Source organism: Pantoea rodasii, from assembly GCF_002095465.1.
In the GTDB taxonomy this organism is placed as follows: domain Bacteria; phylum Pseudomonadota; class Gammaproteobacteria; order Enterobacterales; family Enterobacteriaceae; genus Pantoea; species Pantoea rodasii.
Genome location: NZ_MLFP01000003.1, coordinates 396100 through 408741 on the forward strand (window position 1 = coordinate 396100; position 12642 = coordinate 408741).

The 12642-nt window shown below is 51.8% G+C and carries 10 protein-coding genes and 1 pseudogene; 4 read left to right on the top strand and 7 right to left on the bottom strand.

Going from position 1 to position 12642, the window contains the following annotated elements:
* Positions 1 to 22: 22 nt before the first annotated feature.
* Positions 23 to 2308: an Orn/Lys/Arg family decarboxylase gene (locus tag HA45_RS06340; protein ID WP_100703714.1), complete on the bottom strand. Its 2286-nt coding sequence runs from the start codon at positions 2306 to 2308 to the stop codon at positions 23 to 25.
* Positions 2305 to 3693, bottom strand: coding sequence for a putrescine-ornithine antiporter (potE, locus tag HA45_RS06345; protein ID WP_420849078.1), 1389 nt, complete (start codon positions 3691 to 3693; stop codon positions 2305 to 2307). Before potE ends, HA45_RS06340 begins: the two co-directional genes overlap by 4 nt.
* Positions 3694 to 3903: 210 nt before the next feature.
* On the opposite strand from potE, the gene HA45_RS06350 reads away from it, so the two are divergent.
* Complete coding sequence (locus HA45_RS06350) at positions 3904 to 4815, top strand: LysR family transcriptional regulator (protein ID WP_100703712.1); 912 nt, start codon at positions 3904 to 3906, stop codon at positions 4813 to 4815.
* A 53-nt stretch (positions 4816 to 4868) separates the two neighbouring features.
* Here HA45_RS06350 and HA45_RS06355 read toward each other — a convergent pair whose 3' ends face one another.
* Complete coding sequence (locus HA45_RS06355; protein ID WP_100703711.1) at positions 4869 to 6065, bottom strand: MFS transporter; 1197 nt, start codon at positions 6063 to 6065, stop codon at positions 4869 to 4871.
* 374 nt (positions 6066 to 6439) lie between these two features.
* Between HA45_RS06355 and HA45_RS06360 the strand changes: the two genes are divergently transcribed.
* The 3 genes from HA45_RS06360 to HA45_RS06370 all read left to right on the top strand — a co-directional run bounded on the left by HA45_RS06360 (position 6440) and on the right by HA45_RS06370 (position 10032).
* Complete coding sequence (locus HA45_RS06360) at positions 6440 to 6976, top strand: TetR/AcrR family transcriptional regulator (protein ID WP_366557321.1); 537 nt, start codon at positions 6440 to 6442, stop codon at positions 6974 to 6976.
* Positions 6977 to 7253: 277 nt separating this feature from the next.
* Positions 7254 to 7919 (top strand): DUF3313 domain-containing protein, encoded by a 666-nt coding sequence (locus HA45_RS06365; RefSeq protein ID WP_100703860.1) that lies wholly within the window; start codon positions 7254 to 7256, stop codon positions 7917 to 7919.
* A gap of 403 nt (positions 7920 to 8322) precedes the next feature.
* Positions 8323 to 10032, top strand: coding sequence for an ATP-binding cassette domain-containing protein (locus tag HA45_RS06370; protein ID WP_100703709.1), 1710 nt, complete (start codon positions 8323 to 8325; stop codon positions 10030 to 10032).
* A 59-nt stretch (positions 10033 to 10091) separates the two neighbouring features.
* Here HA45_RS06370 and HA45_RS06375 read toward each other — a convergent pair whose 3' ends face one another.
* The 4 genes and pseudogenes from HA45_RS06375 to HA45_RS06390 form a co-directional block, all read right to left on the bottom strand.
* Positions 10092 to 10892 (bottom strand): anti-sigma factor family protein, encoded by an 801-nt coding sequence (locus HA45_RS06375; protein ID WP_100703708.1) that lies wholly within the window; start codon positions 10890 to 10892, stop codon positions 10092 to 10094.
* Positions 10889 to 11356, bottom strand: coding sequence for a sigma-70 family RNA polymerase sigma factor (locus HA45_RS06380; RefSeq protein ID WP_205960977.1), 468 nt, complete (start codon positions 11354 to 11356; stop codon positions 10889 to 10891). The genes HA45_RS06375 and HA45_RS06380 overlap by 4 nt, the downstream gene beginning before the upstream one ends.
* A 75-nt stretch (positions 11357 to 11431) precedes the next feature.
* A pseudogene (locus HA45_RS06385) lies at positions 11432 to 11967 on the bottom strand (tetratricopeptide repeat protein).
* Positions 11967 to 12563, bottom strand: a complete 597-nt coding sequence (locus tag HA45_RS06390; protein WP_100703705.1) for a cytochrome b — start codon at positions 12561 to 12563, stop codon at positions 11967 to 11969. The pseudogene HA45_RS06385 and the gene HA45_RS06390 overlap by 1 nt, the downstream one beginning before the upstream one ends.
* Between the last annotated feature and the right edge of the window lie 79 nt (positions 12564 to 12642).

Here is a 12642-nt window from a genome sequence, read left to right on the forward strand (position 1 = left end):
CCCACGAATGATGTTACGCCGATTATTTCAGCACCAGCAGTTGGTAAGTTCCGTCTTCGTTCTCAATCCCGTGGGTATCATGCGTAAACCCAGGGAATGACGCATCAAACCGTTCCAGCGCATTGAGATAGCTCAATAAAGCCCCATCGGCAGTCCCCGCATTTTCGCCTGGCATCAGTAACGGAATACCCGGTGGATAAGGCACAATGCCTGTCGCCACTATGCGTCCGGCAGCCTCAGCTAAGGTCACAAGTTCGACATCGTTTCTGACCAGTTTTTCATACGCCTCAACAGGACTGAACACCGCTTCGGGCAGAATGCCAAACGCCTGGGCCATCAGCGAGGTGGTTTTTGTCGATTTCATGGCGGCGAAAATTTCAACCGTCAGGTCTTTCAACCCCATGCCCGCATAGCGTTGCTTGTTCGCTGCCAATAAATCCGGCAAGCAGAGTTCCAGTTCAAGGTTCTCGTCGTAATCACGTTTGAAATCGAGCAGCGCGTTAACCAGCGTGCCCCATTTACCCTTAGTAATCCCGATGGAGAACAGGAACAGAATGGTGAAATCCGTGGTTTTTTCGACCACAATTCCCTGCCTGCCCAAATAAGCACTGAGCACACAAGCCGGAATGCCGAAATCTTCAAGCTGGCCGGTATCGCCCATGCCTGGGGTTAATACCGAAACTTTGATCGGATCGAGCATACAGTAACCGTCTTCGATCGCGCCGAAGCCATGCCAGACTTCATTCGGATGCAGCACCCAACAATTCGGTTCTGTTTTCAATACGGTAGGATTGACATCATGGAACGGTGTTGGCTGACCGTTGATTTCGACAGTGGGCGGCTGCCAGCAAGTAAAGAACCAATCGTCCTGGGCGTGCATATCACTGTGCATGCGTGAAATCACCTGACGAAACGCAATCGCCTCTTCAATCGATTCGGTGGTGAGAATTTCTCCGCTCGGCGCTTCCATCATCGCTGCACTGACATCACAGGACGCCATAATCGCGTAGTTAGGTGAGGTCGAAGCATGCATCATAAAGGATTCATTGAATCGGCCATGAGGAATGGGATTGCGCCCATCACGCACATGAATCATAGAAGCCTGAGAGAGTGCCGCCAGCAGTTTGTGCGTTGACTGTGTCGCGAAAACAGTGGGTCCGGATGCATCGTGATCTTTCGGATTGCCGTGCATGGCAAAGCGTTCACGATAAAGCGGGTTAAAGCGTGCATAACCATACCAGGCCTCATCGAAATGCAGACGGTCAACGCTTTGTCCCAGCAACTCCTCAACCCGCGTGACGTTATAAGTCAGGCCGTCATAGGTTGAGTTGGTGACAATGGCATGAATCGGTGTTGGGTCAATATCCTTCCCGACCAGAGGATTGTTGTGGATGGCCAGCTTCACACTCTCCGGACTTAATGTCTCGGGAAGAATGGGTCCGATAATGCCATAACGATTACGTGTGGGTACCAGATAGGTTGGAATCGCACCCGACAACGTCATCGCGTGTTCCGCTGACTTATGACAGTTCCTATCGCACAGCGCGATTTGATTGCGAGTGACGCTGGCCATCAGGATCACACGGTTGGACGTCGAAGAACCATTGGTCACATAGTACGTTCGATGAGCGCCAAAGACCTTCGCTGCATAGCGTTCCCCTTGTCCTATTGGGCCGCTGTGGTCGAGCAGCGATCCCAACTCACCCACCGAAATTGACAAGTCAGAGCGAAACAGATTTTCACCGAAAAAGGCATAAAACGCTCTGCCCGCCGTACTTTTCAGAAATGCCGTTCCGCCGGCATGACCAGGCGTGTGCCATGAATACTCGTAAGTCCTGGCGAACTTGAGCAGAGCCCCCAGCATCGGCGGCAGCACGGCTTCGCGGTAGCGCTCTATCGCCGCCAAAATGCGGCCGCTGATGAATCGACTGGTATCTTCGGGTAGCCAAATAAAATCGTCCGCGTGCTGCATCACCACAAGGGGGATTGTCGCAGCCGTGGTTCTGTCGCTGATTAAAAACACCGGTAAGCGGGTATTCCGCTGCCGCAGGTCCGTCAGTAGGCGAATACAATCGGCATGACCTTCACTTTCATCCAGCTCCCAACGCAGTAAGACGCATTGTACCGCGGGTTCAGCATGAATAACCGAAGACGCATCTTCCAGATTTTCTACCGTGGTCACCGTGATTTGCCGATCTTCCACATCACTGATTAATTGCATCAGGCCGCGGCCCACCACGGTGTGATTGTCGGGTGGTCGACTGATAAGCAAAGCCAGCATGCCAAGGGGTTGTCTTGCAGTGATCATTTCAAAACCTCACGGGTCGCGGGAAGTGAATTTACAGGAAGGGGCCGTTCACTCAGGTGTTGTGCGCTGATAGTTTGAACGGGAACACTGCGATTATGCGCTTCGATTCGGATCAGACGGTTGTTAACGAAGCCGAACAGCGTGTAACCGAAAATGGTGGCAAGACCGCCGAGCATCAGTGCCTGCTCACCTGAGCTGTAAAGCGCCAGATAGCTGTAAGCCGCCGCCACCCAGGCAATGATGTTGCTGGTGAGCGCTTTGCTAATCGGCACATTCGAGACTTTTTGTAACGTCATGAGTGACGCCATCGAGAGGATGTAAGGCACCAGATTTGTCACGACCGCAAGGTTCACCAAGGTATCAAACTGTTTGGTCAAATCCGGGCTAATGGTTAATAGCCCTAGCGCCGTTTGACCGGCGAGCAGCACCAGCATGCCAACAATCGGTGTGCCGGCTTTGTTCGCGCGGGCAAAGATAGGTAAGAAGTAGCCGGTATCGGCTGAACTTTTGAATACCTGAGCGATGGTAAACTGCCAGCCCAGCAATGAACCAATACAGGCGATCACCATCAAGGCCATCACCACGTCACCAATCATTGGATTGAACATTTTGGCAAACACCAGGCCAAAAGGTGCCGTTGAGGCAGCCAGTTCTGGATTCGCAACAATGCCGGCGATGACGTTGGTCGAAACGATGTAAATCACTGCGGCACCGAGAGTTCCGCCCAGCACCGCTATCGGCACATTACGCTCGGGATTTTCGACGGCATCCGTGTTGGCACAAGCAGACTCGAGCCCAAGGAAAGCCCACAGGGTAATGGCAACGGAAGCACCTGCGGCATCCAGCCAGCCCATATTGTGTGGGTTCCAGCCTGCAGCATAAATACTGCTGTCAAACCAGAACCACCCCAGCGTCGACACGATAACGACCGGTGCAATAACGCCCCAAACGGTCACCGCACCAATTTTCCCGGTGATGCTAGCGCCACCAAAATTGGCGAAGGTGGTAATCCACAGTAAGGAAATGGTGGCGAGGCAAACCTGGGTGGCACTCAGTTGGGTATGAAAGAGTTCTTCAATGTATCCGACTGCGGTAATACTGATGGCAACATTGGCAATAAGAAGAGAGAGGCCGTAAGTATAATTGGTAATGTAGTTCCCGCCCTTACCAAAGGTATACTCGGCATATCCCCCCATTCCTCCGGTCTTTCGGCTGAGCATGCCACACCGTGCAAAAGCATAAGCGAGGGCAAGAGAACCTGTTGCGGTAATAAGCCAGGATAAAATAGATATTGAACCGACTTCAGCAAGTTTGGTGGGTAATAATACAATCCCGGAACCCAACATATTAACGGCAGTGAGCATAGTTAATTGAACCACGCTCATTTTTTTAGTCGTAGGCATTATGCGTTTGTCCTAAAAAAACCAGGTAGATCAGATATAGCGTTAATTGATAATTCAGCAAGATAACAATCACGGATAAAATCTAACGCATTGAAATTGCATGATTTTTAACCATTAAAACACTTAATTAAATTTAACTAATTGATAAAATTGATTTTTTCATCAATTGGTAAAACGGCAGGACAACTGAAGATGCGCAAAACAGATCACCTCGGAGGGATTACGGCCTTCGTTACCACAGCGCAGCACGGTAGTTTTACGGCAGCTGCGGAAAGACTCGGCCTGACCAAATCAGCCGTGGCAAAAAGTGTGGGTCGCCTCGAAGATCGTTTGGGGGTCAAACTGTTTCTGCGATCAACCCGCCGTCTCAGCCTGACCGATGAGGGTGAGCGGTTCCTGGAAAGCAGCCAAAGCGCCATAGAAATTTTAGAGCAGGCTGAGGCAGTACTGACGTCTCATATTATCGAGCCCTCAGGGCGATTAAGAGTGGATCTGCCGGCGGCATTTGGGCGGCAACGCATTCTGCCCCATCTGTTGAAGGCGCTGCGTCAATTTCCTGAACTGTCCTTGACCGTAACATTCAGTGAGCGCTTCGTGGATCCGATCGAAGAAGGTATTGATTTGGTGGTCCGTATTGGCGATCTCGCGGATAGCAGCGGATTGGTTGCACGCCGTCTGACAACGCAGAAACTGGTGATCTGCGCTTCACCTGCTTACCTGCAACAGTACGGCGCACCCGAACAACCCGCAGATATCAATCATCACCACTGCATTATTGGTTTGCGCCGCAACCAGCCAAAAATATGGTTGTTAAACAATGGTGTGGGAGATGTGACCCGTTTGACGCCACCGCCAACGCATGAGTTTGCTGACGGCGATGCCATGTTGGCCGCTGTATTGGCAGGATGTGGTTTGTCGCAGCTGCCACTGTGGCTGGTAGGTAAATACCTTGCCACTGGGGAGTTGGTTGAAGTAATGAAACCTTATGCCGGCGGTGAGATGCCGGTGAGCGCGCTATGGCCGAAAAATCGGCAGCTGCTGCCCAAAATTCGCTACATGGTCGATATGCTGGTCAACGCTGCAAAAGAGGGGTTGTTAGACTAACCAGGCCTGTTTTCGGCGGCTGTCAGGCCGCCGACAAGTCTACTAACGGGCACTTAATTCTGTTTTACCTGACGGTCACTTCTCTGCTCCATACCGTTAACAGCACCGTCAGCACGCAGCTTAATATGGATGCTGAGGAAGGCTAGTAAGGCAAAAATAATGCTGCTCAGCACCACAGAGTGCGTCCCGAACTCCGCAATAAACCAGCCGCCGGCCAACGAACCGATGGTAATGCCCAGATTAGAGAACGACATATAAAGACTGTTGGCGAACTCAGGTGCCTGAGTGGCTTCACGCATCAACCATGTCTGGCTGATCACTAAACCGGAGGAGTGAAACGCGCCCCAAAACACCATCATCAATCCCATAGCCAGCACCGAATTGCCCGTTAACCAGATCAGGAGTAGTACCAGCACAAACAACAAAGGATACAGATAAGTGGTTTTCACCACGTTTTTCTGCAGCAAGCTGCTAAAGATGAAGTTACCGATAAAACCGCAGATGCCAAATAACAGCAGCATGCCGCTGATGGTGTTGTTATCCAGGTGAGTAATCCCTGACAGATAGTCGGCGACGTAACTAAAGCTGGAAAACATCGCCGCAAAGATCATGGTGACGGTGACAATCGTTAACCAGAGTTTGCCGTTACGTAATACCCTAAGTTGGCTGGCGAAAGACACTTTCTTTTTGGCTGGCATCGAGGGAACAAACAACAGAATGCCAGTAAACGCCACCATGCAGGCAACAGCAGCAAACCAAAATGCCGCCGCCAGCGAAATATGTTCTGCCAGCAGAGTGTTAAGCGGTACGCCCAACACCAACCCAATGGCGACACCGGCAAATATTTTTGCCGCCGCTCCAGCACTCTTCTCTTTCGGCACGGAATCGGTCGCCACCACCAGCGCTACAGCAAAGAATACAGCGTGCGTCAGTGCGGGCAGGATGCGAAAAATAAGCATCATGTTGAATACATCGGTGGTGGCATAAATCAGGTTTGAAATAACAAAAACTAAAAGAATAACCAATAGCACATGTTTTTTATTCAGACCTGACACTAGCAAAGTAATAAACGGCCCGGTAACCGCCACAACCAGCGCATAAATGCTGACGAGAAAACCGACCTGCGTAGCCGTGACGTGGAGTTGTGAAACCAGCTTCGGCAGCAAACCGATAATCCCAATTTCCGTGGTGATGACGCCGAAAACAGCAACAGAAAGCGTCAGTAAAAGTAGCGAACCTTTGGTTTGCATAGCATGACCCATAATAATTAAAGTTATCGATTTATTAAGCAATGAGCGCCATACCACACACAGGCAGGTGATTTGACTGTCAGGGTATTTCGCGGGATTTATTCTTATGGAATTTTATGTACTCGGAAACCGCTCTATAGGCGCTTCATAGGCGACATAACGTCGCCAATACAGGTTAGCCAGCCACTCAATATGGACTTATACCCCCTAATCGGCAGCCTCCAGGCCAGAGTTTAATGAACCGCTCGGTTCTGTTATTGTCTGTGTATTAACGGGTGAGGAAGATAAATGCGTACGCTAACAGAACAAAAAAAACGGAAATTCTTAACGCCGCATCATCGGTTTTTCTCGAACAGGGATATGAACGGGCTTCAATGGAGAGTGTTGCTAAGCGAGCCGGTTGCTCTAAAGCGACGCTATATAATTACTTCCCCTCCAAAGAAAGTCTGTTTGAGGCAGTCGTCAGAACGTTTAGCACGATCTTTCTCACCCATGCAGCCAATGAACTTCATTGCGTGAAAAATGAAACCTTATCGCTCGCAGAAAAACTCCAGCGATTTGGTGAGGGCATGCTCGGCGCGATGACCTCAGACTGGAAGGCACTCCAACTCTATCGCATGGTTTTAGGTGAAGCGGGCCACTCCAGCATTGGCGAACTTTTCTATCAGTCCGGCGTGCGTGAGAGCATGAATGCCCTGACAAACGTGATGGAAAGGTATACCGAAAACGGTGAGTTATCGCCGGGAAATTCCGCTTTACGGGCCAGGCAGTTTTCCGCCCTGGTTAAAGCAGAAGCCGATGAACTGTTTCTTAAACGCGAGATGCCTGTTTACTCAAGCAGTGACGTGACTACAATGGTAGAAAGCGCTGTGCAGGTGTTTTTAAACGGTACACGTCACTCTTCTGTCTAAACTAAAATCCGATCTCTGGTCTGGCAATGCTCACCAGCAGAAGGCTTGCCAGCCGCGAATCTATCCACTTTCCCCTACATTAACACTCCCTGAAAGTCCCCTTTGATCACAGCACCCAACTGACGTACTGAGTGCTCGCCGTCTACCTTAGCGTTCATCCTGAACTTTTTGTAAAACGCTTACCCACAGCAACATCCTCTTGACAGTACCATCGCAAACAATGTTAACTAAACCGTACAGTTCATTTATCATTTAACCTTGTTTGGAGAAATTCATGATGCCGTCTCACCTTTCTTGCGGGCGCATTCTGCTCTTAACCTCAGTCCTGGCCTTAGCGGCATGTTCCTCTACCTCACCCGTTAAATATGCGGGTCTCGCCTCTTCGCCGAAAATGACCGCAAACACCGCTGACGACAGTGACCGTGTCCCTTTCCGCTATGCTGCACCAGTAGACTGGAGTAAATACCGTGCGATCACGCTTGATCCGGTGGAAATTTATACCGGCAGCGATGCCCAATTTAATGATCTGTCGCCAGAAGACCGTCAGCGTTTGGCTGACTACCTGCATAAAAAATTCAGTGAGACGTTAGCCGAGAAATTTGTCATGAATACGTCAGCGGGAACCTCACCCACGCTCAGGCTCAAACTCACGTTGACCGGTGCAGATACCACACCTCAGGTTGTGGGCACCTTTACAAAGTTTGATCTGGCCGGCGGACCATACAACATTGTGCAATCTGTCCGCGGTGGTCGCGGCCTGATGAGTGGTTACGTTAATTATGCGGTTGAGATCAAAGATGCCGCGACGGATAAGCTGTTACTCGCCTATGTCACTGAGCAATATCCCAATGCCATGAATGTCGGTGCCACATTTGGCTCGCTTAGCGCGGCCGAGACTGGTATCGATAAAGGTGCCGACCAACTATTAGAAAAGTTGCGCTAGCCATCAGATTGGCGGCATGGAGGCCGCCTCTCCACAACAAAAACAGTACTGCAGCACTTAACTCGTCGCGATTACCAATTAGGCACTTACCCAGCAAGAAATACACAGACAGAGAACATCTCAGCGCCGAAGATTAAATCTGGATAAGAAAGAGTTTACGCATTATATTCAGCACATCTTTTCACCTGATAAAACTAAGGAGGATTACTATGTCATCGTGTGAATTGTTTATTTACTCACACTTTTATAGTAATTGGCCGCGCTCAGCTATCTCTGCATTCGTGCTGCGATAATCCGCCTGAGCGAAGTTCACTAAAATCTACTCCCTTCCTCCGGCTTACCGGGTTGTCGTCAGCGGTTTATGACGTCAGGTTTTTTACGCCTGCAACTTATGAGTAAGCACATGAGCACATTACTATCCGCACACGCTGTAGGCTTCGATAACGCCTTCGGCACACTTTTTCACAACATCAATTTCAGCCTGAAAAAAGGCGACCGCATCGGTTTGCTGGGTGATAACGGCAGCGGCAAAAGCACGCTGTTGAAAATACTCAGCGGTGAGCAGGCGTGCAGCCAGGGCAGCGTGACGCGGGCTAATCACTGTTTGCTGGCCCGCATCGAACAGCATCTCCCCTCGCAGCTGCATGCGGTAACGCTGCTGGAAAGCATCGTTGCTCGCCTGCCTGAACAGCAGCAATTCACTGAGGTTTGGCGCGCTGAAGCCTTACTGGCGTCGCTGGGATTCAGTGCTGAGCAGCAAGCGCAAACGGCTGCCACCTTAAGCGGCGGTCAGCACATGCGCCTGTTACTGGCGCGTGCGCTGATTTTGCAGCCCGACCTTCTTTTATTAGATGAGCCAGGTAACCACCTCGATCTGCCCACATTGCTGTGGCTGGAACAGTTCCTCATCGGCTGGAACGGCAGTTTTGTGCTGGTTTCCCATGACATTGCTTTGCTCGATCGCGTCACCAACTGCAGTTGGATGCTACGCGATCAAACGTTACAGTTCTTCCGCCTGCCGTGCTCAGCAGCCCGTTTGGCCCTGGTTGAGCAAGATCGCGCTGATGCGCGACGTTATCAGGCAGAGCAAAGCGAGATTGATCGGGTCGAGAAAAGTGCCAAACAGCTGGCCATGTGGGGACGCACCTATGATAACGAAGGTTTATCGCGCAAAGCTCAGCAAATGGAGAAGCGTGCTCACTGGCTCAAAGAAGCGCAAACCACGCTCACGGAGGGCAGCCAATGGCGACTGCAATTGCGCGGCGAGGCGTTAGATGCCGATCGTGTGCTGGCCTTGCCGGTGATGGATGTGCATCCTGCAGAAAACCTCCCGGCACTGTTTTCTTTACCCGCAATGCAGGTGAAAAGCGGCGATCGCGTTGCCATTGTGGGTCACAACGGGACAGGGAAATCGTCACTGCTGCGCCAGCTGTGGCGCGCTTATCAACAGCAAGATAGCGCGTTATTCCACCCGCGAACCCGGCTCGGTTATTACGATCAGGGCCTGCATCAGTTGCGTGATCAAGCATCCTTAAGCGAGGCATTGGCCCACTTTGCTCCGCTAAGTGATGAACAACGGAAGATGGCGCTCATTGGAGCCGGTTTTCCCTATGTGCGTCATCAACAGCTCATCGGGACGTTGAGCGGCGGCGAGCGCTCGCGGCTGTTGTTTGTGGGTCTGACGCTAGCTTGCTATTCGTTACTGATCCTCGATGAACCGACCAACCATCTGGATATGGCCGGTAAAGAGGAACTCGCAGAGGCGCTGAATCAGTTTGCCGGTGCGGTGCTGCTGGTGTCACACGATCGCAGTTTAATCGCCAACAGCTGCAACCGTTTCTGGCTGATTGAAGATCGGCAACTCAGTGAATGGCATGACTTCGATGACGTGACCGAGCGCCTGCGCACACCGCAAACGATGGATGTTACCTCTGCAACGGTTACCCCCTCTAGCGCAGTATCTGACGATGAAGAAGCGTTGCTTTCTGCGCTGGTTGAGCTGGAAGGCAAGCTGGATGAAGATTGTGCTCGTAAGCCAAAACATCAAAAACTGGCGTTGCAGGCACAGTGGATTGAAGAGATTGCAGCACTGAAAACCCAGCTTAATTTGTAGAGCATCGGAGTCGTCCACGTTAGCACCGAGGGGCGGCTTCAAGCCGCCCTTAATGCAACCTAGATCACGGCGCTGAGATCCTGCGCCGCTTTCTTTAACTGGTCAGCCGGATTGCGCCCAATCAAAACATACTGATAACCCCTTCGATGCCACCACACCAGATTCATCCCATGGCGCTTCTCCTGCGCCAGATTACGATCAATGGGATGCTCCTCACGCGAAATACACAGCGCCATCGGGCCATAACTATGGTGATTCCACGCAATTTGCGTAATCAGCGCATCGTCATAACGCAGCATACGCACGCTTTTCAGGCTGGCTTCCGGTAACACCAGTTGTGCAGGCGTCAGATGCAGATCGAGATCGCGTGCGGTACGCTGTAACGAGCGTGCCAGCATTTGGGGTGAACTATCGACATCGGCCAGTGTTTCTGGGCTGTAGAGCGACATATATTGCGCTTCCAGCTCGCGAATACGTTCACTTTCGCTCTGTTCAGCTTTCACACCGGGGCGCGCCCAAAATCCAATACCACTGCCCACCAGCAGAAAACTAACCGATGCAGCAATCAACGCACGACGACTCACCTGCGCCGGCGATGTCATTGGTATTGAGGATGACTGGGCAAGCAGATAATCCAGCCGCGGTGCCATTCGCTCCAACGGTGCTTCATCCAGCATCGGCGCGAAGGCATCGGCAAACGGCTGATTGCTTTTCATCAGTTCAGCGGTGCGCGCCGATAAGGATTCACTGCGCTTCAGTTCAGTTTCAAATGCCTGTGCTTCATCCGCGCGCATCTCACCGTCCAGCCAGGCGACGATCGCCTCATCGGCATAAGGCGAGGTAAATCGTGGTGCATTCACACGCGTTTCTCCTGTCCATCAGGCCGCGCCATCACTGCGCTGGCTAAGGTGTTTCGCGCCGCAGCGAGGCGGCTCATGATAGTGCCAATCGGTACGGCCAGCGTGTCGGCAGCTTCCTGGTAGGTAAAACCTTCGACGTAAACCAGGAATACCGCATTGCGTTGCGCTTCCGGCAGCTGTCCCACGCGCTGCATGACTTTGGCGTATTGCCTACGCTGTTCATTTTGTTGCTGATTATCCGGTGCCAGCAATTCATCGCTCGCTACAAATCCTTGTCCCATGCGTACCCGCTGCGCGCGCAATTCGTTGATCCACACGGAATGCAACACGCTGAACAACCAGCGATCAATGCGCGTGCCCGGTGCGTATTGGGCGCTGCGTTCCAGCGCCCGCACACAGGTGGACTGCACCAGTTCTTCTGCCACATCACGATTACGCGACAACACCATCGCGTAACGCCACATGCGCGCCAGATGGGCCGCCAGATGCTGGCGGACTTCAGTGCTGGTGATAGAGATGTCCTCCGTCAGACAGAATCATCAGGACTCTGGATGACCATTGATTGCCGCGTGCAAATCTCGATACTCTTCGCAATTGACGCCGCACAGCGATTTGATGATGGTAAGCTGCTGTTTCGCCAAATCCGGACGGCCTTTAATCATCCACGCTTCGCCTAAATATTCACGCACTTTGGCATAGTTAGGATCCAGCGCGATCGATTTCTGATAGTAGCTCATCCCCTCATCGGTGCGCCCCAGTTTACGCGTGGCGTAACCGCGATAATTCCACGCTTCTTTGGTGTTTTGATTGTGCAGCGTATCTAACAGCGTCAGCGCGGCCTGATATTCCCCTTTTTTCGCCAGGTGATAGGCGTATTGCGTTTTGTCCTCATCGCTCAGCATGCTGGTTTTTCCGGCACGCAGGATTTGGTTTTACTGTCATAAACCTGCCCTTTTGGACAGTCCGGGGTTTTCTTGTCGCTGTCATCATCGCCCATCGCCAGGGCTGCAGGCGCATGAAGCGCCATCAACAGCACGGGCACGGCAAACCAGCGAACCTGAGTCATCATCTTCATTATTTATCCTCGCGGAGTGGCATGGAATCGCGCAACGGCAGCATACGGCGCAGCACGTTGTCGCGCAGAACGTAGTGATGGAATAACGCTGCCAGCGCGTGCGCGCCGGCCAAAATAATCAACGCCCAGGCAACGTTATTGTGCAATCCCGCCAGCGTGTGGCGCAGTGCGGTATCGACGTGAATAAAGGCAGGAACATCAAACAAACCAAAGAAGCTAAACGGTTCTTGTTGCGACCAGCGGAACAGAAAACCCAGGGCCACCTGAGTGAACAGCAACAAATAAAGCAAACCGTGTACGGCATGCGCCATGATGCGCATCGAAGTGCTGTTTTCCGCGGGTGCCATCGCCAGATGCGTCTGGCGTTGGCTATAAAGACGCCACAGCGGGCGTACGACCATCACCACCGCCAATAAAATACCGAAAGAGATATGCCACGCCTGCAAGCCTTTTCGCAGCGGTGTCCCTTTCTCAAGCTGTTCCCAGATGTGTGCTGACGCAAAGAGAAAAATCACGCTGAAGGCGGTGATCCAGTGCAGCGTGAGGCTAAAGGCATCATAACGCTGGCGCGGTGTATCAGAGAGGTTGGCAGACATTGCGTTTCCCGAAGTGTGAGTGATTTAGGGGTAAACACCTCAGCAACGATTTCTATTCGGAAAATTTTCACTTTTTTCT